Raw genomic sequence first — 26,387 nt, 5'->3', positions numbered from 1 at the left:
CTATCCGAGAAAATTGATTTTGGATAATTTTTCTAACGAAAAGTTTCCTTCCCGTTATGCTATCTGATTAATCTTTTTAAGAACTTTTTCGCCTCTCCGTCTCGGTTCAGCTTTATTTGGAAAGGATTACACCGATTTTTATTTCGATTTCTCCGATCCTATTTCTTCATATGATTTCACCGGTTTGAAGCGGGAATTTCATTGATTTTACTTTTTCATTTTCGCTTTCTGCATTGCGCTTCGGCGACCCTTTTGGTTTGGGACTGCAAAGATGAGAAGTTTTTTATTTCTCTGCAAATTTATTTGAAGATTTTTTTTCTTCCTTTAAACTTGCTCTTTGCTGGTTTTCAGTAGTATTAAAGCATTTCGCTCTTACTTTCCAACCTGTCCGTTTCGGGACCGCAAAGGTGAGAATCTTTTTTCATTCTGGCAAGAAGTATTTTAAAATAATTTTCCGCCGTCCTTTTCTCTCTTTTTTCAATTCCGGGGCAGCCTTGCGCTGCTTCCGTTTTCCCCAGTCCTGTTCGTTTTGGGACTGCAAAGGTGGGAGTTTTTTCTTTAGCCGTCAAGCTTTTTTTCGAAATAAGTCCAAACAACCTGAGGCTTTGTATGTTGCGTTTGGTTTGACTTAGCTTTTACTCTTCTTTTTAGTGAAACCTTTATTTAAACGGGGCTTGAGCTAGCTTATTATTTCTTGTTTTTGATTTCTTAGCCCGTAAATACATTTAGTGCTTTCCAGGCCACTATCTGTGCTTTATCTGTGCTTTATCTGGGGAGTATCTATTCTTTATCCTCTTGGTATTGTAAGAGAATTAAGGATTGGTCTCCTCTTAAAATAACCGTACAAGTTTATTTGCCTATACAACACGTCGACCGTACCAAGTTATACCCAAGACTGAGACAGGGCTGGACCAACTTCGGAAAGGCTTCGAGGATTTCCGAAGAAGGTACCCCCTTTTCTCGAACAATCCTCGAAGAAATTACTCTTCCTTCCGCATTTCGCCGCAAAAGCCCGCAAATCCCCGCAATTCGCCGCAGACATTGGCCGCAGTACTAAACTTACATTTCTACCCTTTACATTTGTGGCGTTAAAGTATTTCTTTGCGTTTAGCCGTTACCTAAATGAGGAATAAATTTATAGAAGGCGGAACAGAAAAGGGAATATTGAAAACAGGATCCCTTATTTGACATTGGAAGGTACAAAGCAGAAGAGGCTTCCCCTGAAAAAGAGAAGCCTCAATAAAAAACGTGAGATTCACCACCAGTTGGTGATATCATCAATCTATTACGACTGAGCAAGCTCGTTCAAATACTTTTCTAACATTGTATAGCCGTCTGCAGATTTTCGATTTCTATCCTCAGAGTCTTTTGGATCAAGTTTATTCCTTTGCTCCCAGCTATCGGGCATTCCATCATGATCCGAATCTGGAGGTGCTGACCCTGCTTTTAATTCTGGCCATCCCCCTATGGCTCTTTGAGAATCAATTATTCCTTTATTATTACCATACTTCCCCCCTCCAATGTGAGCTTGTTTCCCCGATGCTTCGGCCACAATTCTTGAATCCACTGCATCTCTCTGTGGGAAATTTGCACCAGCTTTTTTCAAAACTAACTTATAAGCATCTTTAGCGGCTTGAGTTTCTGGCTTTTCTACTGAAAATTCTACCTCCGCCTTAATATTACTAGCCGAGCCCACCTTACTTATATCTACTCCTTTCCAATTATCCTTATTTAAAGCAGTCTCCCCTTCCATAAAATTTCCTGCAAAAAACCATTTTGCATACCCTTTCGCTTTTCCTCGGTTAGACTCATAAGAAGGAGCTGCAAAGTAATGTTCAGCAGAAGTTGCGGGACCCGGCTTGTAATAATTATTTATCCAATTAACATTACATTTTGCCAAGGGAGAATTTACTTCTAACTCTCCTCCGTAAATTGCACCTGATTTACCCCAGTTATAAATCACATTATTCCTGTAATCGCAAAGAGCTACTGTATCATGAGAGCGAGCGCCGTTTACTCGTGGAGAGCGACTTGCATTACTCGCAATCAAATTGTGATGATAGCTAGCATACTGTCCACCCCACTGTGCTGCATAACTTCTTGCCCCTTTTGAATCAAAAGAATTATATAGGCTTTCACTTAAGATACACCATTGTACAGTAATATATTTATTATCGTAACAGGTATGACTTTCCTCATTCGACCAACTTAAAGAACAATGGTCAATAATCACATTTTTTGAGTTCTCGTTACCTAAACTTGAAAGATCAGCTAAACCAGCCTCATCGCCAGGCCTAAATCTCATATACCTTATAATAAGATTGCTACCGTTAAATTTCAAACATCCATCCTTAATACAGATTCCGCCTCCTGGAGCCGTTTGTCCAGCAATCGTCATGTTGGAACGGCCCACCTTCACCAATCCTTTATTTAAGCTGATAGTTCCAGATACACGAAAGACAATTGTTATAGGATCAGAGCCTGGAGTACTAAGAGCAGCACGCAAACTCCCGGGAGATTCATCACCATGTAGATTTGTCACTTCGACAACTCTTCCTCCCCTGCCACCACTGGCAAATTTTCCGTACCCTTCAGCACCGGGAAATGCAATTTGTTGAGCGAATGCAATACGGCCGGTGAATAAGATTGCAAGTGCAACCACAGCAGCCCTTAAAGAAAAAATCATATTTATTGAGGTCTATATGGCTCCAAATATATTAGCTCAGTTATAACTATTCCTGTATTTATTTCTCTAATAGTTGTAGAATATAATCTTAATGACTTGCAAGCGTTAAGGGCTTCCTGCACTCCATTGCAGTTGCTATTGCAAAAATTTCTGAAAAAAAATAAAGCTCGAGATGGGCTCGAGCTCAAACTAACCAATTATAAACCTAAATTAAACGAAAGGAGCTGTAGGGGAAGGAGTCGAACCTTCAAGGAGTGGTTGAACTGTTACCAGTTTTCCCAGGATCTCCGCCACCGAGACAAGGAGGTGTGTCTGCCAATTTCACCACCCTACAGTGTGTAACACCTTTTTATCGAAGTGTTGATACAAAGATAAGCACTAGTTCAATTCGATACAAATATTTCAACGAAAAAACCTAATTTTTATTAAAATACTAACTAAACAAGTTAAAATGTGACGATTTTTCAAAACGCTAGATAGTTTTCACGTTGCTATTATGAGATTGTAAACGTTGTAATAAGAAATAAACAATTGAAGCTTTATCAGATTATAAACTTGCTTGGGATTTTAAGATGGATAGGTTAGGTAAATAAAGAGGATTGGGAAAATAGAAAAAGGCAAGCAAAGCTTTAAAGGACGTAATGCCTTTACTTGCCTTAATAGCTTTGGGTTGCGCTTGTCAACACATCCATTTTTGCATTTCATCCCTAAGGCGATCCTGCTGGCCTTGCAGAAATCCTTTTGTAAATTCTTCTGGTTCTTGAGGCCAGGTTACTGCAGCATACTTGATACCATCCTCCCAGGTATAATCTTTATTATGATAGCCTTTTTCATAGCCCTTATTGAATTCGGAATTACAAGCGATAGAGTTTTCTTTTAGTTCCATATTATAGTGAGATTAAAACTTACAGTACGAAAATGCAATGTTTCGGTAACTATAGAAATGATAGCGCTCATTCAACTATATATAGAAAACTTGATCTCTATCCGTAGTAAGATCAAAATATCCTGTATTCTCCCCTTGAGAAGTATTAAATTGATTTAGCAATTCACACTTCCTGTAACAATGATTATACTTGTAGAAATTATATTTACTAAACATGTCATCTCTCTACCCATTAAAATTTAAAACCATTTACAAAGACAAGATCTGGGGTGGTCAAAAAATCAGAACTTACCTAGGCAAAGATTTTTCGCCACTTCCCAACTGCGGTGAGACCTGGGAGATCTCAGGAGTTAAAAGTGATGTTTCTGTAGTTGAAAATGGCATTCTAACAGGAAAAAGCCTTGCTACGCTATTGGAAGACTTCAAGCACGAACTAGTTGGAAAAAAGGTTTACGAGCGCTTCGGTAACGAATTTCCACTTCTTGTAAAGTTTATTGATGCAAATGACGACCTTTCTATTCAGGTTCACCCTGATGATAAGTTGGCTAAAGAACGTCATAATTCTTTCGGTAAAACAGAAATGTGGTATGTTATTCAGGCCGATCAGGACGCAACACTTATTGCGGGTTTTAATCAACAGGTGAATCAGGGTTCCTATCTTGATAAACTAAACAGCGGCAAGATCAACGATATTCTTAACAAAGAACAGGTAAAAGACGGCGATGTTTTTTTCTTACCTGCAGGAAGAGTTCATACTATTGGTAAAGGATTATTAATAGCTGAAATACAACAAACTTCTGATATCACTTACCGCATCTACGACTTTGATCGTGTAGATGACAAGGGAAACAAAAGAGAACTTCATACAGAAGAGGCATTAGCCGCTATCGACTACAACGTTTACCCTGAGTACAAATCTCTTTATGACGAAAAGAAGAACGAGCCCGTTCAAGTAGTTACCTGCGATTATTTTACTACAAATATCCTTGATTTTAGTCAGTCAGCAGAAAGGGATTACTCTTCTATTGATTCATTTGTGATCCATGTTTGCGTGCAGGGTTCTTACACCTTGAAGTATGATGGTGGAGAACTAAAGGTTAAAATGGGAGATAGTATCCTTATTCCTGCTAACGTAAATAAAGTTTCTATAAGTACAGATTCTGGCTTTAAAATACTTGAGAGCTACGTATAGTGCCAGCTATTGCTTTCGGATTTATAGATCAAAAGCCTTCCGATTATAATCAGAAGGCTTTTGATTTATAATAGCTTTACTAATCGTTCAATGACTGGTAAACTGCGGCCCTGAACTTATCGTGAATATCAGACTTTAGGGGACTTTGTTGAATAAATATGAGACCCACAATTTTCTCTTTAGGGTCAGCCCAATATGTTGTACCAAAATAACCTCCCCAACCAAAAGATCCTTTACTTACTCCTAATTTCGCCTGCCCCAGCTCGCTTGTGATCTGAAATCCTAAACCAAACTTATCTGTACGCACATTAAGTTCTCCTATCTGGTTGGAGGTCATTAACTCCACGGTCCTCCGCCCTAAGAGCCTCTTTCCGTTGTATACGCCTCCATTCAGTAACATCTGAAGAAAAGTTGCATAATCGGTTATTGTGGAACTAAGACCAGCACCTCCGGAGAAATAAGAGGTCTTACGTGTGGGGTAATCTGCGGTAATGACACCGTTCCTTTCATACTTCACTAAATTATTATTTGTATCGAAAGTATAGATAGGAGTTAAACGTGAATGCTTATTTGTTGGAAGGACAAAATACGTATCCTTCATTCCCAGAGGCTGGAATATTCGTTCCTCAAAAAACTTGTCCAGAGATTTGCCGGATAAAACTTCCACTAAATATCCAAGCACGTCTGTATTTAGCCCATACGTAAACCTTTCACCAGGCTGATGGCCGAGTGGCATTTTACCTAGTCGTTCCACAGCCTCTTTTAAAGTTACCTTACCACCTTCAAAACCTACCGGAATTCCTTCTTTAGCATATATAGCCTTAAAAGGTGCAGTACCTATAACCGCGTAGTCGATACCTGAGGTATGCGTGAGCAGGTCTCTAATAGTAACCTCTCTTTTTGCGGGTACAGTAGTGTAAGATGAATCGGCTGGATTAAACTTATCTAAAACAAGTGGTTTTGAAAACGAGGGGATATATTTCGAGATTGGATCATCAAGCAATAACTTCCCCTCTTCAAAAAGCATCATAACTGCTACACTGGTTATAGCCTTTGTTTGTGAAGCAATTCTGAAAATATTATCCGTACGTAAAGGAGCTTTTGATTCAATATCTGAATAACCAAAAGCTTTGCTATAAACAATCTTGCCATTTCGTGCCAGGAGAGCAACCGCTCCGGCTATTTCTTTTTTATCTAAACTTTGCTGGATTACGGCATCAATACGCTGAAGACGATCGAAGCTAACATTAACTGTAGCAGGAGGTGCTGATACAAGATTAGTTTGAGGAAAAGCCTGAAATGACAAGCCGAGCAGTATGATTAGTTTCAGTGAAAGAAATTTCAGTTTCATAAAGGATCTATAAATTGGTTTGTAAAACTAGCAAAAGTTGCCTTCCTGCAAGGGCCTTGAGTGCCATATAAGCAAAAAAATTCTAATTCCAAACATTTTTTGTAAATCCGAATTTAATAAACACTAATACTCTGTGCCTTGAAAAATTACGGTATACTTTCTTTAAAGATTCTTCTCTGGATAGTGGGGATTATTCTTTTCCTTGTGATGCTGGTATTTGTGCTGATAGAAGTACCGGCGGTTCAAAACTTTGCACGGGGCAAAGCTGTCAACTTTCTTGAAAACAAGATAGGAACTAAGGTTGAAATAAATCACCTGAGCCTCGATCTTCCCAAGCTTATTGTACTTGAGGATGTATATTTTGAAGACCAGCAAAAAGACACCTTGCTTGCTGGGGATACACTGAAAGTAGACATCAGTCTTTTGAAGCTGATTAAGAACACCGTTGAGATTAATGAAATAGATTTACGCGGTGTAACAGCTAACATCTCCAGAACGCCCGATAGCGTTTTCAACTTCGACTATATATTAAAGGCCTTTGTTAGCGAGCAGCAAAAGCCGCAACCAGTTGATACTGCCGCAGCTCCAATGAAGTTCTCTGTTGACAGAATTAACTTAGACAGGATTAGGGTTAAATACAAAGATGCTCCAACTGCAAATGATGTGAAACTTTACCTAGGGCATTTTGATACCAGAGTGAAGGAATTTGACATGGAGAAGAGTATTTATAATATTCCAAAGTTTACTTTATCTAACGTCAATGCTGTTGTAATTCAGGGAAAACCCGCGGTAAAAGCCGATTCAGAAGTAGCAGACGTGGTGGAAGCTCAGCAACCTATTGAAATGGCTTTAACTCTTGGAGAAGCTGATCTGGATAGAATTAAAGTAGTTTACAGAAATGACGTTTCGGCCCTTGACGCTGACGTAAACCTGGGCAAGCTAAATGTTAAGACTGATAAATTAGACCTTAAAAATAAAGTAATTGATCTGGGAGACATTAACCTTAATAACTCAACCTTCGCAATTACGTTGGGAAAAAAGGTCCAGGCGAAGGTAGTTAAAAAAGAAGTTAAAGAAAATGCCAATGCGGCATCTGAAGTTTGGAAATTCACTTCAGATAACATAAACTTCGCTGAAAACAATCTCCGATTCGATGACCAGAACATGCCGCGCCAGCGAGTGGGTATGGACTATGGGCATTTGGATATAAAAAACTTAAATCTCAGCGCTTCCAACTTCTTATACGGAATTGACACCATATCAGGAAGGATTAACTCTGGTAGCATGCGCGATAAAAGCGGCTTTAATTTAAAGCGGTTAAATACAAACTTTTTCTATGGAAAAAACAAAACCTATCTAAAAGAACTATATGTACAAACTTCGCAAACTGTGATAAGGGATGAAATACAGTTAGCGTATCCTTCTATTGAAAGTTTGAGTACTAATCCAGGCGAGTTACGAATAGATGCTAATCTTAAACATAGTCGGCTTGGCTTGCGCGATGTATTAATTTTTGTTCCCACTCTTGCCGCTACCGAACCCTTTAAAAGTCACTCGTCAGAAATTCTAAATATTAATAGCGAAGTACATGGTTTAGTTAAAAATCTATCTATTCCTGTATTCCAGGTTTCAGGTTTTGGCAGTACAACACTTAATGCTTCAGGGAAGATCACCGGCCTTCCTGATATGAACAGAGCCTTTTTCGACCTGAATATAAAAAATTTCGCTACCAGAAGTCAGGATATTTATTCGCTGGTCCCACGTGGAACAATACCTTCAAACATTCGGGTTCCTGACGCCATACGCCTGGCAGGTACCTTCAAGGGAAGTATGACTAGCTTTAACACAAATCTAAATCTAAACTCGAGTGATGGAAGTGCAAAAGCTGTAGCATTTGTAAAAAACGGAAACACGGTAAGCTACAAAGCGGATGTTCGTACTTATAATTTAAATGTTGGGCGTATTATAAAACAGGAGAAGACGATGGGAAGGGTTTCCATGGTGGCCCGGGTTGATGCAAGTGGAACTGATCCGAAAACCTTAAACGGCAGTTTCAGTGGAAAAGTGATTCAGGCGCAATATAACCGGTACAACTATCGTAATCTGACTATGAAAGGAAGAGCTCGTAATGGAGCAATATCCGCAGTTGCAAACATGTCTGACCCCAACATCAACTTCGATCTTGTTGCAAATGCTAATTTCAACCGAAAGTATCCAGCAGTCAAGATGGACCTGAATGTAGACAGCCTAAATTTACAGAAGTTGAACTTTATGTCGGAAGATTTCAGATTCAGGGGAAAAGTTGAGGCTGATTTTCCTACTGCCGACGTGGATTACCTCAATGGAAGTATACGCCTCACAGATGCTATAATGGTACGATCGGGCCAAAGGATACAGGTTGATACAGTGGATGTAACCTCGACCGCTTCAGCTGACAGTAATTCACTTCATGTGCGCTCTGATATCCTGTCTGCAGATGTTAAAGGGAAATATAAGCTTACACAAGTAGGGCCAGCAATTCAATCTGTAATTAATAAGTATTATAATACAGGAACCGTAACCACCCGCACAGCTGCGAACCAGCACTTGCAATTTAATGCAAGGGTAACGAATGGGCCATTAATACAGCAGTTTGCCCCACAAATTAAAGAATTGGCAACGGTAAATATGAGTGGTAGTTTTGATGGAAGAACAGGTCAACTAACGGCTCAGGGAACAGCTCCAAGGATAATCTATGGTGGATATGATCTAAGCAACCTTAATTTTAATGTTGATACACGCAATGATGCTATAAACTATTCTGTAGCTCTTAACAGGTTGAACGGCGCATCATTCCAGTTGTTAAATACCTCAATTACAGGGAACATTCAGAATAACATATTGAACACAAGATTGGAAGTAAGGGATGCACAAAACCGGCAAAATTACCTGGTTGCTGGTGCATTAAAAGCCATGGGTTCAAATTATGAATTTAGTCTTAACCCAGACGGCCTGGTTCTTAATCAGCAACGGTGGAACGTAAGTAATGGAAACTTTATACGCTTTGGCAGTCAGGGAGTAATGGCGCAAAACTTCGTAATTTCTAACGCTGGCCAGAGCTTGTCTCTGAACACAACACCTCCTGGCTTAAATAATCCCCTAGCAGTTACTTTCAGCAATTTTAAAATTGAAACCCTTACTGAAATCGCGAGGAAAGACTCACTTCTAATAGGAGGAACAATTAATGGAAACGCTCTTGTGCGTAATTTTCAAACCAGTCCAATCTTCACATCAGATATTACCATTGGTGATTTGAACTTCCGCGGTGATACTGTTGGAAATATTGCATTGCAGGTTAATAACGAAAGTGCAAACACATTAGCTGCCAACATGAATATCAGTGGCAAAGGCAATGATGTTCGTTTGAGTGGGTTTTATTATATCAATAACAGCAGTTTTGATATGAATCTTAACATTGCGAACCTGGACCTTAAAAGTATTCAGGGATTTACCATGGGTAATTTGAAGGATGCTAGCGGAAGTGTGAATGGTCGCTTGAGCATTACAGGTACAACTGCAGATCCAAATGTTATTGGGGACGTTAATTTTAACGACGCCGCATTTAGAATCGGAATGCTTAATTCTCTCTATAGAATTAACGATGAAAGGATTAGATTTAATGAAGAGGGTATTAGGTTTGATAATTTCTCTATCCTTGATTCGGCAGGAAATAATCTTAGTGTTGACGGAGCTTTATTAACCTCTAATTATCTTGATTATCGTTTTAATCTTGATATTACCAGTGACAATTTCCAGGCCCTTAATTCCACAGCTAAGGATAACGAGATGTATTACGGGCAACTATTTATTGATACCCGACTTCGCATCCGTGGCGATATGAATGCACCTGTAGTAGATGGAAGCCTGAAAGTTTTGAAAGACACGAAGCTAACGCTGGTACTTCCACAATCGGACCCGGGAATTGAAGAACGGGAAGGCGTAGTAGAATTTGTAGATCTTAGCAATCCAAAAAACAATGAAGCTCTGACTTCAAGCCTCGATTCAGCTACGACTTCACCTTTTACTGGTATGGATATTAATACTAATATCGAGGTGGATAAAGAAGCTGAATTTAGCATAATTGTTGACCAGGGAACAGGAGATTTCCTTCGCGTTCGTGGTCAAGCACAGCTTAATGCAGGAATTGACCCCAGCGGAAAAATTAATCTGACAGGAAACTATATCCTTGATCAGGGAGCGTATGAGTTATCATACAACTTCATTAAACGTCGCTTTGATATTCGTTCAGGGAGTACTATTACCTGGAATGGAGACCCTACAATGGCCGACGTAGATGTAACAGCTGTTTATGTAGCGGAAACAGCTCCATTAGATCTGGTAGCGGCACAGCTTGGATCAGAAACTCCAGCTGTTATTAATCAATACAAACAACGGCTCCCATTTGAGTTACTTCTGAATTTGAAAGGTGAACTGATGAAGCCACAAATAAGCTTTGATATCGATTTGCCAGAACGAAATTACAATGTATCAAATACAGTAGTTTCGACTGTAAATACCCGGCTTGATCAGCTGAAATCAGAGCCTTCGGAGCTAAATAAACAAGCTTTTGCATTGGTGCTATTGAACCGCTTTGTTTCTGATAATCCATTTAGCAGCAGCTCTGGGGGTTCAACACCAGAATCGCTTGCCCGCCAAAGTGTAAGCAAGCTTTTAAATGATCAGCTTAATAATATCGCTGGTGATCTTATTGGTGGCGTCAACTTAAGCTTCAACCTTGAATCAACTGACGACTATACTACTGGAGAACTTAAAAACCGCACCGATTTAAATGTAACTGCTTCAAAACAATTATTGAATGATCGAATTAATGTTTCGATAGGAAGCAATTTCGAATTGGAAGGTCCAAGACAACCGAGACAATCTTCCAATAATGTGGCGGGTGATATCGCTGTAGACTATTTGCTATCGAGAGACGGTCGATACAAACTAAGAGCATATCGCAGAAACCAATACCAGGTGGCAGTTGAGGGGCAAGTTATAGAAACCGGTTTAGGCTTTATCCTCAACCTTGATTACAACAAGTTCAAGGAAATTTTAAGACGCAAAACTGAAGAAGAAAAACAACGCCAGGAACAAGAAAAGGCAGAAAGAAAACTTGCAGCAGATGAGTAACAGATTTATTAAGGTAATTTTTTTATTTTCCACTCTAATTGCTGCAGCTTGCAGTACTACTAAATATGTACCCGAAGGAGATTATCTCTATAGAGGAGCCTCGGTAAAAATAGAAGACAAAGACGTTAAATCGCGCGAGGCGAAGGCGCTGGCCACTGAACTTAAGGGAGTATTACGCCCTAGAACTAATAGCCGGTTTCTAGGCATACCTTTTAAGCTTTGGATATATAATTCCTTTGGAAACCCTAAGAAAACCAAAGGCCTTGGTAACAAAATAAGAACTAAATTCGGCGAGCCTCCTGTACTATTCAGTTCTGTTAAGGTTGATTATAACCTGCAGCTGCTAACCAACAGGATGGAAAACCGCGGTTATTTCAGAGCCAGTGCAACCGCTGATAGTTCGCTTCGAAGAAAACAGGCTAGCTTAACTTACCATGCCTTTCCAGGTCCGCAATATACCATCAGCACGGTACGCTTTGCCTCAGACAGTAGTGACTTAGGAAAAGCCCTCACAAGAACAGCAAGGAGAAGTTTTCTAAAAATAGGTGACCCGTTTGATCTCGATATAATTAAATCGGAGCGTGAGAGAATTGACGCCAGACTGAAAGAACGCGGCTTTTACTACTTCAGTCCGGAAGATATTATTGTTCAGGTTGACAGTATTAATAATCAACACAAGGTAGACTTGGTAGTAAACATAAAAAATGCGACTTCTGAAGAAGCCAGGCAGAAGTATACTATCAACAATATTTTCATCTATCCAAATTATAACCTGTCAAAAGATTCTATTGATGTAAAAGCCGGAGAGCGTTACAAAGATTTTATAGTTGTTGACACTGCTCACACTTTCAAGCCACAAGTATTTGAAAGGACAATGTTCTTTCATAAGGGAGATATTTATAATCGTACGGATCATAACATGTCTTTAAATCGACTAGTTAATTTGGGTACCTTTAAATTTGTTAAAAATAAGTTTACTGAGTCTATCGACGGCACCGGAAACCAACTTGACACCTATTATTATTTGTCTCCATATCCAAAGAAATCATTAAGAGCTGAGTTACTTAGTCGTACCACTTCTGCAAATTTTAGTGGATCGGAAATAAATGTGAGCTGGAGAAACCGTAATACTTTTAGGGGAGCCGAACTTTTAACAATTAGTGCTTATGCCGGAACGGATATTCAGGTATCGGGAGTAAATCCGGGTAATAGCTTATTTAGGTACGGTGCTGAAGCTAATTTGAATATTCCTAAATTGATCTCTCCTTTTAAATTTAATGCATCAAGTGCATTTATCCCCCGCACCAAAATAATGCTGGGTTTTGATTACCTGGACCGGAAGTTAGCTTATTCACTGAATTCATTCCGAACCTCGTTTGGGTATGTATGGAAAGAAGATCAGAAACGGGAACATACTCTAAATCTACTTGCAGCTACTTATGTATTTCCATATAAAGTTGATTTCAGGTATGCAGATAGTGCGGCTCGCAACCCTGCATTGCGACGCGCAATTGACACCCAGCTTGTCGTGGGCCCCAACTATAATTTCCTCTATACCAACACTGTTCAAACTAACAAGAAACATACCTTCTATGAAAACTTTAATATAGATGAATCAGGTGTTTTAATGGGTTTGTTCAGTGGAGCAAACTATAAAACAGGGAATAGAAAGAACTTATTAAGTATTCCCTTTTCCCAATATATTAGAATAGAAAACGATTTTAGACATTACCTTAATCTCGGATACGGGAACCAATTGGCAAGTCGTTTAATTCTAGGTTACGGGTTTGCATTTGGAAACTCTCCTGCTCTTCCTTACATCAAACAGTTCTTTATAGGAGGGTCAAACAGTTTGCGTGCTTTTAGAGCCAGATCAATTGGGCCCGGCTCGAGTGAACCAAACTTTAGTCGCGAAAAAGGAGTTGCTGCACCTGATAAAACGGGGGATATTAAGTTAGAATTCAATACAGAATACCGCCCTAAATTTAATAATATTGTTAGAGGAGCAGTTTTTCTAGATGCAGGAAATATCTGGCTATTACGTGATGATCCGGAACAGCCTGTAGCTGGTGCAAAGTTCAGTAAAGAGTTTCTGAGTGAGTTGGCAGTGGGCACAGGGGTTGGTCTAAGGTTTGATGTAAATTTCTTCGTTTTAAGAACAGATCTTGCCTTTCCTATTCGGAAGCCGTGGCTACCGAAAGGTGAGCGTTGGGTATTTAGCGATATTGATTTTAGCAGGGAGTGGAGAAAAGAAAACCTGGTATTTAATCTGGCTATTGGGTATCCATTCTAACCTTCTGTAGCTATTTAACTAGGAAATACTGGAAAACTAAGATTAGGCCAACTATCAGAATTATGAAGGCGGCAGCAATGACTATCCACTTATTTACTGGGATAGTAGTTGTTGCTGCCGGAGCTGAAATATCCTTAATCGAATGCCTTAGTCTTTGCCATGCCGCAGGAGTGTCAACTCTAAAACTTTCAGGATAATCTTTGGCTAAATCCCAGGTTTCTTGAAAATCTCTAAGTAATTTCTCTTTATCAGGATCATTACCTATCCACTCCAACAAGTCTTCTGTTTCCTGCAGGGTCAGCTCGTTAGAAAGATAACGGCTTAATAAATTATGGTACGCCTCCTCGCTCATAGGTATACTAATGCAATAAAAATTTACGCAAGTGACAGATAGCATTTGTGAGTTGCCCCTCGACTGTTTTAGGAGGGATGTCTAATTTAGAGGCTATTTCAGGATAACTAAGTCTGTGATAACGACTAAGTATAAAAACCATGCGACAAACTTCAGGAAGGGAACGGACTGCTTCTTCTACCCATTTACCAACACCTTTAAGGGCCATCGTATGTTCCTTGTCAACTTGGTCAGAGTAACGATCTTCAGGGTAGAAATTCTCCTTTCCGAAAGCACTCCGAAATCGTTTAACGTATTCTAAAGATTGATCTACTACACGTTGAAAAAGGTATGATTTAAGGGAAGTACGGATTATTAACGCCTCCCTATTCTCCCAGAGTTTATAAAAGATGTCTTGCACTATATCTTCAGCAATATCTTTATCCTGCACAATGCGATAGGAAGTAACGCACAGGGCCTGATAATTGACTGAAAAGAGTGCTTCGAAACCGGAAATATCAAGCATTAAAGACATCTATAGCAAAAATAAAATCTTAACTAAGGCTTTAACGATTGTTATTAACAAAACGCTACAGGGTGCAAAACATTTTAAAGAAAAAGAGTTTCTATGTTAAAAATATAACTATAAATTGCCCCGAAAATAACCTTAATTGTCCATTATGAAAATTACTGTAGTTGGAGCTGGAGCAGTTGGCGCAACGTGCGCTGATGATATTGCCCGCAAAGCACTTGCTGAAGAACTTATCCTATTAGATATTAAAGAAGGCCTGGCGGAAGGCAAGTCGATCGACATGATGCAAACCGCTGCTTTACTTGGTTTTGACTCTAAAATTAAAGGAGTTACTAATGATTATGCCGCTACAGCCGATTCGAGAGTTGTTGTTATAACTTCCGGAATTCCAAGAAAACCTGGAATGACCAGGGAAGAATTAATAGGTACCAACGCTTCAATTGTTAAGACAGTTACCGAAAATATTCTTAAATATTCACCTAATGCCATAATTATAGTAGTATCTAATCCCATGGACACTATGAATTACCTGACTTTGAAAACTTCGGGGTTGCCAAAAAATCAAGTAATAGGAATGGGTGGATCGTTAGATTCTGCGAGATTTAAGTATTATTTAAGCAGAGAATTAGGTTGTTCTCCGGCAGATTTAAATGCCGTAGTAATTGGCGGCCACGGCGATACAACCATGATTCCGCTAATTAAGCATGCAACCTGGAATAGCTTGCCTGTTACTCAGTTTTTAAATGAGGAGCAACAAGAGCGAGTTATTAAAGACACTATGGGTGGTGGAGCTACGTTAACAAAGTTAATTGGAACATCGGCCTGGTATGCTCCGGGAGCAGCAACAGCAGGTATGGTAGAAAGTATTGTGCGTGACCAAAAGAAATTAATTTCTTGTGGAGTTGCCTTGAACGGTGAATATGGCCAGCAGGACATTTCTCTTGTTGTACCAGCTGTGTTAGGTAAAAATGGTATTGAGAAGATTCTTGAACTACGTCTTGATGATGAGGAAAAAGCAGCATTTAACAAGAGTGCTGAAGCGGTTAGAGCGATGAATAACGTGTTAAAAGAAACAGGCGTATTGTAATGCGAATACAGGGGTAATGATAAATATACCTTTAGAAATCTTAAATTTAAATGATGACGGCTTTCACCTTCTGGTGGAGGTCGTTGTTTTTCATAAGCGTTTCAGGGCTGTTGTGGATACGGGTGCTTCGAGAACTGTTCTTGATAAAAACACGGTTGAAGAATATATAGACAAGGAGACTTTGCTCCTGAGTGATAAGCTTTCTACAGGCCTTGGCACAAATACGATGGAGAGTTATATTCTCACTATCCCTCAGTTCGAGATAGGAGAGCTTAAGATTCAAAATTTTGAAACTGCTGTACTTGATCTTTCTTCTATTAATCAGGCTTATCAGCAGGTATACTCAGAAGCTGTAATTGGAGTGATTGGAGGGGATATTTTAATGGAGTATGGTGCAATTATTGACTATTCTACAAAGGTCTTGAGTTTTTCCATCTATGACCAGCATCATTTTAATAAGTTGTGAGTCTCTTAGTTTTGCCTTATGAAAGCAGACATAAAAACCCGGGAAGATATTGAAACGTTGGTTAACGCTTTTTATGAAAAGGTTCAGAAAGATGAACTAATCGGCTTTATCTTTAACGAAGTTGCAAAAGTAAACTGGGAGGCCCATCTTCCGAAGATGTATGAGTTTTTTGAAACGATTATTCTTGGCCAAAAAGGATTTAAAGGAAATCCGATGGAGGTTCATTTTCATCTAAATAAGCAGACCCCTTTACAGAACGAGCACTTTGACCGCTGGAAATCGCTTTTCTTCCTAACGATAGACGAAAATTTTAAAGGCACAAAAGCCGAAGAAGCTAAACAGAAAGCTACCTCTATAGCTGATTTAATGTACTACAAGATAACTACAGCTGCTGATGGCGTTCAAATACGCAATCCTTCTAAAACAAAGCAATAATTCGTATATTTAAATCTGTAAGGTAACAATCGCTTACTATTAAAAGGGATTTTATTTTCAGACTAAGCTAACCTATATTAACCTTCAACCTATGAACAAACTTTTCTTTCTAATTCTAATTCTACTGGATAGTTTTGCTGGAAAGGGACAGGACTTTAAGGGTTTGTGGCATGGATATATAACGGGAGAAGGTCTTTTGAACCATTCAGAATATACACTTGATGTAAAAACACAGGACGACAATGTTCTAACAGGGAAAGCATATCTGTATAGCACTCAATTATTCGTATTCCAGGGAATCTTTGATTTTATTGGAAAGGTTGATAGAAATGTTCTAAAACTTACCGAACTTAAAATTCTTAAGAAGGAAATGCCTGATGAAAAGTACGGACTCTGTATAAAGTATGAAAACGTCAGGTTCTCAAAAGATACTTGTGAATATCTAACAGGCAAGTGGGGAAATACTAAAGGCAACTGTCCACCTGGCGAAGTATTCCTAAAGCGAATAACATTGGGAAAGGCAAACACTGTAAAAATACCTAATGCAGTTTATAGTAAAATACTCCTGGATACCTCAAAAGATATATTTTTTCTAAATACAACTTTAGCTAAACCTATTATTCTGGATGTACACCAATTTTCTATTGAAATTACTATTAAAGACTATTTAAAGGAGGACTATGACACGGTGAGCGTTTATCTGAACAGACAAGAGATAATTAAAGATCACCGGATTTCAAATAAGCCCTTTACAAAAAAGGTTAAACTAGATCTATTATCGGGAATGAATGAAATTGTAGTTTATGCTAAAAATCTGGGGATAATTCCACCGAATACATGTACTATGATTGTTTATGACGGTTATAAAAGACAAAAAGTTAATATTACCTCTGATAGGCAAAACAGCGCGGCGATATATTTAAACTATTCTCTTCCAAATGAAATGATTTATCAGAACAATACAGATGTTGTTGACGAATTAAGGCGGATGAATTATCCCAGGGTTAACCCGGCCACAAGCAAGCTCTTTTAATTAGAAAACAAAAATCCCGGTCTTTTGACCAGGATTTTCCACTATAATCATCTTTGTAAACTATACGTCTATTCTTGCATATTTTGCATTTCTTTCAATAAAGTCGCGCCGCGGAGCTACTTCATCTCCCATAAGCATTGAGAAGATGTGATCACATTCTGCAGCATTCTCTATAGTTACCTGACGAAGTGTACGTGTTGCAGGATTCAAGGTTGTTTCCCAAAGCTGCTCCGCGTTCATCTCTCCCAGACCTTTGTATCGTTGCACGTGTACGCTATCCTCTTTACCCGACCCTTTTAGTCGTTGAATTGCCGCATCACGTTGCTCATCATTCCAGGCGTACTCAAACTCTTTCCCCTTCTTTACCTGATACAATGGAGGTGCTGCGATATATACGTAACCATATTCAATAAGCTCCTTCATGTATCTGAAGAAAAACGTAAGGATAAGCGTAGTAATGTGAGATCCGTCAACATCAGCATCGGTCATGATGATAATCCGGTGATACCGAAGCTTTTCAAGATTCAAAGCTTTTGCATCTTCCTGAGTACCTATACTTACTCCCAGAGCTGTAAAGATATTTTTAATCTCATCATTCTCGTAGATCTTATGCTCCATTGCTTTCTCTACATTCAAGATCTTACCTTTTAATGGAAGGATTGCCTGGAAGTTACGATCGCGACCTTGCTTAGCAGTACCGCCCGCAGAATCGCCCTCTACCAGGTATAACTCACAACGTGCAGGATCTTTATCAGCGCAATCAGCAAGTTTTCCTGGTAAACCAGAACCACCCATCACACTCTTACGTTGCACCATTTCGCGCGCCTTACGAGCAGCAGCTCTGGCCGTAGCGGCGAGCACAACCTTGTTAACGATAAGCTTTGCTTCCTTTGGATTTTCTTCCAGATAATTGCCCAAAATTTCACCTACGGCAACATCTACAGCCCCTGTAACTTCGTTATTTCCTAGTTTGGTTTTGGTTTGGCCTTCAAATTGAGGCTCGGCAACCTTTACAGAAACAACCGCTGTTAAGCCTTCACGAAAGTCATCTCCAGTAATCTCAACCTTAAGATTTTTCAACAAGCCCGACTTTTCGGCATAAGCTTTTAGTGTACGGGTAAGACCTCTTCTAAATCCAGCTACGTGAGTACCTCCCTCAATTGTATTGATATTATTCACATAAGAATGAACGTTCTCAGAGTACGTATCGTTGTACTGTAGTGCTAACTCTACCGGTATTCCTTGTTTAATACCTTCTACATAGATAGGATCAGGAATTAACGGTACGCGAGTTCCATCTAAATACTTAACGAACTCACTCAAGCCGCCTTCTGAGAAGAACTCTTCCTGCAAATAGCTACCGTTTTCGAGTATTTCGCGTTCATCAATCAGGTTTAATCTAATCCCCTTGTTCAAATAAGCTAATTCACGAAGACGTGCTGCAAGAGTGTCATACTTATACTCAGTGGTCTGAGTAAAGATTTCAGCATCGGGATGAAAGGTAACAATAGTACCTGTACGCTGACTTTCACCAATTACCTTTACATCGTATAAAGGCTTACCTCTTTCATATTCTTGACGGAAAATTTTACCATCGCGATGGATAGTAGCAATTAACAAAGTAGAAAGTGCATTAACGCATGATACCCCTACGCCATGTAATCCTCCTGAAACTTTATAAGTGTCTTTATCAAACTTACCGCCAGCATGCAAGACAGTCATTACTACCTCTAGAGCTGATCTCTTTTCTTTAGTGTGCATTGCGGTTGGAATACCGCGACCATTATCTTCAACAGAGATTGAATTATCTATATGAATTGTAACCTTAATATCCGTACAATATCCGGCTAATGCTTCGTCGATCGAATTATCAACTACTTCGTAAACAAGGTGATGTAAACCTTTTATACCGATATCACCAATATACATGGCAGGACGCTTACGTACTGCTTCCAAACCTTCTAAAACCTGTATATTATCTGCCGAATAGTTAGATTTCTGTTCCTTTTCTTCAACCATATTTTGAGTTAAACAATAACTTCAAATTTAATGGTTTAAAGTGGCATTTCATTACTTAAGAATAAATATGACGATTAAAAGAGGTATTTTCACTCGAAAATGTTATCTATACGGACTGTACATTAATGCTAATAAATTTTATACCTGATCAACAAAGACATCATCTTATAATACCATTTTCTGTAATCCATAGAACGTCTTTGATACTTCAGACGAAAACTTATCTTTGCCATAAATTAAACAGAAATGAAAAGTTTTGTATCACTCTCAAGAATAAGTACTTCATTAATCATAGCCGCTACTGTAGTTGCATGTAATAAAGAACAATCTAAAACAACAAGTAGCACCCCTTCAACTACTTCTGCTCCCGCAAAAGCTGCAACAGAAATAGTGTATGTGAACTCTGACTCCTTGGTTGCTAATGCTGATTTTTATAAAGACATCAGAACTAAATTAGAGTCTAAATCTAAAAAAGCACAAGCAGATTTAACCTCTAAAGGAAATGCTTTTCAGCGTGAAGTTGCAGAATATCGTCAGAATGCTCAAACAATGAGTGCAGATCAGCGCGCGGTTACAGAACAGCGTTTGGCACGTAAACAACAAGAGCTAGAGGCGTTTAATCAGAATGCAAGCTCTGCTCTTGCAAATGAGTCAGCGGATGAGAATGCTAAGCTATATGATAAGGTAGCGCAATTCCTTAAAAGTTACGCAAAAGAAAAGGGTTATAAATTTGTTCTTACTTACTCTAAGACCAACCCTTCTATTCTTTACGCTGACGAGACGTTAGATGTGACAAAAGATGTAGTAACGAAACTTAACGATTCTTACAAAAGCGAAAAGAAATAAATAAAACAGCTTAAAGATATTTTCATTTATTTAATCAGGTCCCCTTCTTTTCAGTTGGGGATTTTTTTTGGATTTGCATACAATGAACAATAACAAAGAGCACGAAAAGTTTATGAGAATGGCTATTCACCTAGCCGAAAAAAACGTAGAAAAAGCCTTAGGTGGTCCGTTTGGAGCAGTGGTTGTAAAAGACGGGCAGCTTGTGGCAAAAAGCGCGAATAAAGTAACAACGAGCACAGATCCTACTGCCCATGCAGAAGTTTCGGCAATTCGTTTGGCTGCTAAAAAATTAAAGACATTTGATCTTTCTGACTGTGTCATCTATACAAGCTGCGAACCCTGTCCCATGTGCCTCGGTGCTATTTACTGGGCTAAAATCTCCAAGATTTATTACGGGAACACGAAGCATGATGCAGCTGACGTTGGCTTTAATGACAAATTCATCTATGACGAATTAGAACTGGAAGTAGAAAAACGAAAATTGCCAGTGGTTCAATTACTAAGGGACGAAGCTATATTGGCTTTTAAAAAATGGGAGGTATCAGAGTTTAAAATTGATTATTAACAATAAAACTATAATTCATTTTTACATTATGCCTAAAAATACTCGTGTAATTCGTGCCAATAAATTTACTCATCATCCTCCCAGAACTTTTTGGTTTCGGGCGACTCATCAAGTAAATCATCAATCTCTCTGCGATCCTTCTTAGTTGGTCTCCCTGTTCCTCTATCTCTCTGCAAAGAGGGAGCATGAAACATCGATTTGTATTTAAAAGTCTCTTCATGAGGAGTGACATCATCATAATAGTTCACAGCAGTTTTTGCGTCCACTCTATTATATAGCAGACCTGTCACCTTCAGTTGTTTTCTCTCAATCCCTTTAGAAACATGATAGAGCTCCCCTACTTTTACTTCATGGGAAGGCTTTATATTCTGTCCATCCAGTTTAACCCGCCCTGCTTTACACGCTTCAGTAGCTAAAGTCCTGGTTTTAAATACCCTGATAGACCACAGGTATTTATCTATTCTCAATTTTTCCTTTTCAGCCATACATTAAATCGACCATTACTTGCTCTAAAGATTTATCTACACAAAAGATGCCAGCAACTTATGCTTTTACCTATCCGAGGCGGCAAGTAAGACGTTGTCGCAAAAATCCTTAAAAATGCTTTACTTTGCCAAAAATTTCTAAGATTATAATGATACCACAACTTAAAAAACAGATTGAAGAAGCATGGGAAAATCGCAATCTGGTAAGTTTCCCTGAATACGCTAATGCCATTGAGACCGTAATTGCGATGCTGGATAAAGGCGAGCTTCGTACCGCTGAACCTGTTGCTGGTGTTTGGCATGTGAACGATTGGGTAAAGAAAGCTGTAATCCTTTACTTCCCTATTCGTCAGATGAAAGTTATAGAAGTTGGTCCATTTGTTTTCCACGACAAAATGAAGTTGAAAACAAACTATAAAGAATTAGGTGTTCGCGTTGTCCCTCAGGCTACGGCCCGTTATGGGGCCTACCTGGCTAAAGGGGTGATTATGATGCCTTCTTATGTTAACATTGGTGCTTATGTTGATGAAGGTACAATGGTTGACACTTGGGCAACTGTTGGTTCATGTGCACAAATTGGTAAAAACGTCCACCTTAGTGGTGGTGTGGGAATTGGTGGTGTTTTAGAGCCGGTACAAGCATCTCCTGTTATTATCGAAGATAACTGCTTTATCGGCTCAAGAGCAATTGTTGTAGAAGGTGTTCGTGTTGGACAAGAAGCTGTTCTTGGTGCAAATGTATGTTTAACTGCTTCTACCAAAATTATTGATGTAACTGGTCCTGAACCTATTGAATATAAAGGCGAAGTGCCTGCCCGTTCAGTAGTTATTCCGGGTTCTTATACTAAAAAATTCCCAGCAGGAGAGTATCAGGTACCTTGTGCTCTTATTATTGGCCAGCGCAAAGAATCAACTGACAAGAAGACTTCCCTTAACGATGCTTTACGGGAGCATAACGTTGCAGTATAACGATCGGGAAAAAGTATAAAGGCAGAAGGTAAAAGGTGAAGCAAAATTGCTTAGACAATGTTTTACTTTTACCTTTAGCCTCTTAGTAAACCTAAAAACATGCGTATAGGATTTGATGGAAAAAGAGCTGTTCAGAACTTTACCGGACTTGGCAATTACAGTCGCTTCGTTCTGAATCTTCTTGCTGATCATTTTCCAGAGAATCAATATTACTTATACACTCCCAAGTCGCCTAAAAACAATCTGGGTATTCCAAATTGTATTAAATACCGTCAGCCATCCAAACTAATAAACTCAACCTTATGGCGCAGTGGGCTTATTGTATCTGATCTCAAGAAAGACAAAGTTGATCTATTTCATGGATTGAGTAATGAGCTACCAATGGGTATTGCTAAATCTGGCATTCCCTCTATTGTGACAATCCACGACCTGATTTTCCTCCGCTTTCCTGATTACTATCCTTATATCGACAGACAGATATACAAGTACAAATTTGAATATGCATGTAAGAATGCATCCAGGATAATCGCAGTAAGTAAGCAAACCAAAGAAGACATTGTATCCTTTTTCCGTATCCAGGAAGATAAGATTGACGTCGTTTATCAAGGCTGTAATCATTTGTTTCAGAATCAGGCCACAGAGCAAGAGAAACAGAAAATTCGTAAGGAGTATAAATTGCCCGAGAAATTCATTCTGAATGTTGGCACAATCGAAGAGAGAAAGAACTTGCTGCTTATTGTAAAAGCTCTTAATAATGCCGTGCAAAAAAATATCAAGCTGGTTGTTATTGGCAGGGAAACTGACTATGCAAGGGAAGTTAAAGAATACATAGCGGCTCATCAAATGCATGAACGTGTGATCTTTCTTAAAAATGTTCCCATAAATGATCTGCCAGTAATTTATCAATCAGCTGAAATTTTTGTATATCCTTCTGAATTTGAAGGGTTTGGAATCCCTGTAATAGAAGCACTGTATTCAGGAGTTCCGGTTATAGCAGCTACGGGGTCTTGCTTGGAAGAAGCAGGAGGACCTGCATCCAGGTATGTCCATCCCCAGGATGAAATTCAACTTGCGTGGCAGATTAATAACATTATAAATAACCCCGAAAAAAGAGCTTCTATAGTGACCGAAGGCCATCGATATGTTCAAAAATTCACTGAAAATACGCTTTCAAAAAATTTGATTCAAACATACTATAAAGCGCTTAACAATGCTTAAAGACGACATAAACAAAGCTTTAGAGATTCTTAATTCGGGAGGTGTAATTCTATATCCAACTGACACTATTTGGGCAGTAGGTTGCGACGCAACTAACGAAGCAGCAGTTGAACGAATATTTAAGCTTAAAGGGCGTGATGCGGGTAAAAGTTTGATAGTATTACTTGACTCAGAAAACAAGCTTGAGAGCTATGTTTCTAACGTTCCAGAAATTGCTTATGATTTAATAGAGTATGCTGAAAACCCCTTAACTATTATCTATTCCGGTGCTAAAAATCTTGCAAAAAATGTTATTCATGAAGATGGAAGTATTGGTATTCGTATTGTGAAGCATCAATTCTGTCAACAGTTGATCCAAAGATTTCGCAAACCAATAGTATCCACCTCTGCCAATATTTCTGGGCAGCCGAGCCCAAGAAACTTTAGCGAAGTTTCAGAGGCAGTTAAAGATGGGGTGGATTTAATAGCCAGCTTTGGGCAAGATGACCTGGATGAAAAAAAAGTCTCTACAATAATGAAACTTGAGCCAGACGGCCGATTTGCCTTTATTCGCAGGTAATCCAAACAATTAAGTTATTTTTGTCAAAAATCATCCTCTCCTCAGTAAGGAAGGAGATTTCCTTTTTATGAAACAGCACCTCAAACTTCCTATTTTCAAAAAGCTTTCAGTCCTTGCAGATAACGAGGGGGCTGAAATATATGTAATTGGAGGTTTTGTTAGAGACATCTTTCTAAGTCGTCCCTCAAAAGACATAGATATTTTAGTTGTTGGCAATGGGATAGCTTTTGCCGAAAAAGTAGCAGATGCGCTTAAAGTACAATTAAATGTCTTTAAGAATTTCGGTACTGCAATGTTGAGGTTCAATGAACTTGAGGTTGAATTTGTGGGTGCCAGAAAAGAGTCTTACAGAGCACACTCTCGTAAGCCAGTTGTAGAAGACGGGACCTTGTCTGACGATCAGAAGCGCAGAGACTTTACCATAAATGCCATGGCAATATCGCTTAATGGAGCTACTTTCGGTGAATTACTGGATCCTTTTGGCGGCTTGGACGATCTTAATTCCAGAATACTCCGCACACCTCAAAATCCCGCAGAGACTTTTTCTGATGATCCCCTTAGGATGATGAGAGCTATTCGCTTTGCAACTCAACTAGACTTTACTATTAATGATGAAGCTCTAAATGCCATAAATCAAAACAGAGAAAGAATCAAAATAGTGTCGATAGAAAGGATTATTGATGAAATCAATAAAGTAGTTCTTTCCAAAAAACCTTCTACTGGTTTTCGGCTTATGTTTGACACGGGATTGCTGCATCTTATATTTCCTCAAATGGTAGCCCTATATGGCGTGGATTATAAAAACGGAAAAGGACACAAAGATAATTTCTATCATACCCTTGAGGTATTAGATAACGTAGCTGAACTAAGCAATGACTTATGGCTAAGGTGGGCAGCAATCTTACACGACATTGCAAAACCAGCAACCAAACGTTTCGATGAAATCCACGGTTGGACCTTCCATGGTCATGAGGATAAAGGAGCCAGGATGGTTCCTAAGATCTTCACTCAACTGAAGCTTCCTTTGAATGAAAAAATGAAGTTTGTCCAAAAACTTGTTCAGCTACATTTAAGACCGATTGTATTAGCTCAAGATGTAGTCACAGATTCAGCAGTAAGAAGATTGCTTTTTGATGCAGGAGAAGATATCGACAGCTTGATGATGTTATGCCATGCCGACGTTACCACCAAGAACGATTTCAAGAAAAAGAAATATCGCCAAAACTTCGAATTAGTAAAACAAAAATTGAAGGACGTGGAAGAACGTGATCAGATTCGAAACTGGCAGCCACCTGTTACCGGAAATGATATAATGGAAACATTTGGGATACCTGCTGGCAAGGAAGTTGGTATAATAAAGAATCAGATACGGGAGGCTATTCTTGAGGGGGAAATTAAAAACTCCAGAGATGAAGCATTTCACTTTATGCTCGAAAAGGCTAAAGAATTAGGACTTGCTCCTTTAACAGATCAGAATTAACAATTTTAAAACTTTGTAATAAAAATGGCGTTAAATGTTACTCCAATTTTATTATTTCGCATAAAATAATACAGACATGGCGATTTACAGATTTAGGGTTTCATTCGAAGATTACGATGATATAATAAGAGAGATCGATATAAAATCCACTCAAACATTCGAAGATTTGCATCATGCCATACATAAAAGTACGGGATACAATCCGGAACAGTCTTCGTCGTTCTACGTGAGTAACGATCAATGGATCAAAGGGGATGAAATAGCTTACTTACCTACTCAAAGAAAATTAGATCGTGGTATCACTCAGATGACGGGGACTAAGCTGAACCGCTTCATTGATGATCCTCACCAAAAGTTCTATTATACATATAATTTCGATCGCCCCTTCGACTTTCACGTAGAGCTGGTAAAAATTTTAGATCTTGAGCCAGGAAAAGAATATCCTTCACTTTCAAAAAGTGTTGGAGAGGCTCCAAAAGCTATAGTACCAACCATCGCTCCTGCTGGCACCGGAGAAGAGCCTGATGATCTTGACTTCTTACTTAATGACGACGACTTCGAACCAGAGGAAACAGATGATTTAGCAGTAGAAGATGAAGATCTTGGAGTTGGTATGAGCCATCATACAGAGGAAGGTGAAGGTGAAGAGGAGAAAGACGAATTTATGGACGAGTTCTCGGACAACGAGAACTACGATTCTGACGATTACGGAAACAACAATAAGGACGACTATTAGATCCTGATTAGAGTTTTAGAAGACAAATAGTTCGTAGTTAGTTAATT

The 26,387-nt window shown here is 39.0% G+C and carries 21 protein-coding genes and 1 tRNA gene; 14 read left to right on the top strand and 8 right to left on the bottom strand.

Going from position 1 to position 26,387, the window contains the following annotated elements; translation table 11 throughout:
• Positions 1-1,285 precede the first annotated feature (1,285 nt).
• The 3 genes from J4N24_RS23975 to J4N24_RS23965 all read right to left on the bottom strand — a co-directional run bounded on the left by J4N24_RS23975 (position 1,286) and on the right by J4N24_RS23965 (position 3,572).
• Positions 1,286-2,686: a pectate lyase family protein gene (locus tag J4N24_RS23975; RefSeq protein ID WP_207536272.1), complete on the bottom strand. Its 1,401-nt coding sequence runs from the start codon at positions 2,684-2,686 to the stop codon at positions 1,286-1,288.
• Between the two features lie 224 nt (positions 2,687-2,910).
• A tRNA-Asp gene (locus J4N24_RS23970) sits at positions 2,911-3,020 on the bottom strand.
• Positions 3,021-3,365: 345 nt separating this feature from the next.
• Positions 3,366-3,572, bottom strand: a complete 207-nt coding sequence (locus J4N24_RS23965; RefSeq protein WP_207536271.1) for a hypothetical protein — start codon at positions 3,570-3,572, stop codon at positions 3,366-3,368.
• A 214-nt stretch (positions 3,573-3,786) separates the two neighbouring features.
• On the opposite strand from J4N24_RS23965, the gene J4N24_RS23960 reads away from it, so the two are divergent.
• Entirely contained in the window at positions 3,787-4,764 is a 978-nt protein-coding gene (locus J4N24_RS23960; RefSeq protein WP_207536270.1) for a type I phosphomannose isomerase catalytic subunit, read from the top strand.
• Between the two features lie 79 nt (positions 4,765-4,843).
• On the opposite strand, the gene J4N24_RS23955 is transcribed toward J4N24_RS23960, so the two are convergent.
• Positions 4,844-6,115 (bottom strand): serine hydrolase domain-containing protein, encoded by a 1,272-nt coding sequence (locus tag J4N24_RS23955; RefSeq protein ID WP_207536269.1) that lies wholly within the window; start codon positions 6,113-6,115, stop codon positions 4,844-4,846.
• A gap of 138 nt (positions 6,116-6,253) precedes the next feature.
• Between J4N24_RS23955 and J4N24_RS23950 the strand changes: the two genes are divergently transcribed.
• Both J4N24_RS23950 and tamL read left to right on the top strand, forming a co-directional pair.
• Positions 6,254-11,287: a translocation/assembly module TamB domain-containing protein gene (locus tag J4N24_RS23950; protein WP_242691791.1), complete on the top strand. Its 5,034-nt coding sequence runs from the start codon at positions 6,254-6,256 to the stop codon at positions 11,285-11,287.
• Entirely contained in the window at positions 11,280-13,580 is a 2,301-nt protein-coding gene (tamL, locus tag J4N24_RS23945; RefSeq protein ID WP_207536268.1) for a translocation and assembly module lipoprotein TamL, read from the top strand. Before J4N24_RS23950 ends, tamL begins: the two co-directional genes overlap by 8 nt.
• 10 nt (positions 13,581-13,590) lie before the next feature.
• On the opposite strand, the gene J4N24_RS23940 is transcribed toward tamL, so the two are convergent.
• Together J4N24_RS23940 and J4N24_RS23935 are read right to left on the bottom strand one after the other, a co-directional pair.
• Positions 13,591-13,932, bottom strand: coding sequence for an anti-sigma factor (locus tag J4N24_RS23940; RefSeq protein ID WP_207536267.1), 342 nt, complete (start codon positions 13,930-13,932; stop codon positions 13,591-13,593).
• 7 nt (positions 13,933-13,939) lie between these two features.
• Entirely contained in the window at positions 13,940-14,446 is a 507-nt protein-coding gene (locus J4N24_RS23935; RefSeq protein WP_207536266.1) for an RNA polymerase sigma-70 factor, read from the bottom strand.
• Between the two features lie 145 nt (positions 14,447-14,591).
• On the opposite strand from J4N24_RS23935, the gene mdh reads away from it, so the two are divergent.
• The 4 genes from mdh to J4N24_RS23915 all read left to right on the top strand — a co-directional run bounded on the left by mdh (position 14,592) and on the right by J4N24_RS23915 (position 17,464).
• Positions 14,592-15,530: a malate dehydrogenase gene (mdh, locus tag J4N24_RS23930; RefSeq protein ID WP_207536265.1), complete on the top strand. Its 939-nt coding sequence runs from the start codon at positions 14,592-14,594 to the stop codon at positions 15,528-15,530.
• Between the two features lie 16 nt (positions 15,531-15,546).
• Positions 15,547-15,996, top strand: a complete 450-nt coding sequence (locus tag J4N24_RS23925; RefSeq protein ID WP_207536264.1) for a retropepsin-like aspartic protease — start codon at positions 15,547-15,549, stop codon at positions 15,994-15,996.
• 18 nt (positions 15,997-16,014) lie between these two features.
• Positions 16,015-16,431: a group III truncated hemoglobin gene (locus J4N24_RS23920; protein WP_207536263.1), complete on the top strand. Its 417-nt coding sequence runs from the start codon at positions 16,015-16,017 to the stop codon at positions 16,429-16,431.
• 91 nt (positions 16,432-16,522) lie between these two features.
• On the top strand, positions 16,523-17,464 hold the full coding sequence (locus J4N24_RS23915) for a hypothetical protein (protein WP_207536262.1): 942 nt from the start codon (positions 16,523-16,525) through the stop codon (positions 17,462-17,464).
• Between the two features lie 60 nt (positions 17,465-17,524).
• Here the strand turns inward: J4N24_RS23915 and gyrB are convergent, their stop codons facing one another.
• Entirely contained in the window at positions 17,525-19,483 is a 1,959-nt protein-coding gene (gene gyrB / locus J4N24_RS23910; RefSeq protein ID WP_207536261.1) for a DNA topoisomerase (ATP-hydrolyzing) subunit B, read from the bottom strand.
• Between the two features lie 246 nt (positions 19,484-19,729).
• Here gyrB and J4N24_RS23905 point away from each other — a divergent pair, with 246 nt between their 5' ends.
• Positions 19,730-20,329 carry an OmpH/Skp family outer membrane protein gene (locus tag J4N24_RS23905; RefSeq protein ID WP_207536260.1) on the top strand — a complete coding sequence of 200 codons (600 nt, stop codon included), beginning with the start codon at positions 19,730-19,732 and terminating at the stop codon, positions 20,327-20,329.
• Between the two features lie 82 nt (positions 20,330-20,411).
• Positions 20,412-20,894: a nucleoside deaminase gene (locus J4N24_RS23900; RefSeq protein WP_207536259.1), complete on the top strand. Its 483-nt coding sequence runs from the start codon at positions 20,412-20,414 to the stop codon at positions 20,892-20,894.
• A gap of 65 nt (positions 20,895-20,959) precedes the next feature.
• On the opposite strand, the gene J4N24_RS23895 is transcribed toward J4N24_RS23900, so the two are convergent.
• Positions 20,960-21,379, bottom strand: a complete 420-nt coding sequence (locus J4N24_RS23895; protein WP_207536258.1) for an RNA-binding S4 domain-containing protein — start codon at positions 21,377-21,379, stop codon at positions 20,960-20,962.
• Positions 21,380-21,528: 149 nt separating this feature from the next.
• Here J4N24_RS23895 and J4N24_RS23890 point away from each other — a divergent pair, with 149 nt between their 5' ends.
• The 5 genes from J4N24_RS23890 to J4N24_RS23870 all read left to right on the top strand — a co-directional run bounded on the left by J4N24_RS23890 (position 21,529) and on the right by J4N24_RS23870 (position 26,340).
• Positions 21,529-22,347, top strand: a complete 819-nt coding sequence (locus J4N24_RS23890) for a 2,3,4,5-tetrahydropyridine-2,6-dicarboxylate N-succinyltransferase (RefSeq protein WP_207536257.1) — start codon at positions 21,529-21,531, stop codon at positions 22,345-22,347.
• Between the two features lie 99 nt (positions 22,348-22,446).
• A complete protein-coding gene (locus tag J4N24_RS23885) occupies positions 22,447-23,565 on the top strand; it encodes a glycosyltransferase family 4 protein (RefSeq protein WP_207536256.1) in 1,119 nt (372 codons plus the stop codon).
• Entirely contained in the window at positions 23,558-24,124 is a 567-nt protein-coding gene (locus J4N24_RS23880) for an L-threonylcarbamoyladenylate synthase (protein WP_207536255.1), read from the top strand. The genes J4N24_RS23885 and J4N24_RS23880 overlap by 8 nt, the downstream gene beginning before the upstream one ends.
• Positions 24,125-24,191: 67 nt before the next feature.
• Entirely contained in the window at positions 24,192-25,604 is a 1,413-nt protein-coding gene (locus tag J4N24_RS23875; protein WP_207536254.1) for a CCA tRNA nucleotidyltransferase, read from the top strand.
• Between the two features lie 76 nt (positions 25,605-25,680).
• Entirely contained in the window at positions 25,681-26,340 is a 660-nt protein-coding gene (locus J4N24_RS23870) for an IS1096 element passenger TnpR family protein (protein ID WP_207536253.1), read from the top strand.
• Positions 26,341-26,387 lie beyond the last annotated feature (47 nt).

The sequence above is a fragment of the Desertivirga arenae genome (assembly GCF_017355785.1).
Taxonomy (GTDB): Bacteria; Bacteroidota; Bacteroidia; order Sphingobacteriales; family Sphingobacteriaceae; genus Desertivirga; species Desertivirga arenae.
This window is presented reverse-complemented; position numbering and strand designations above follow the sequence as displayed.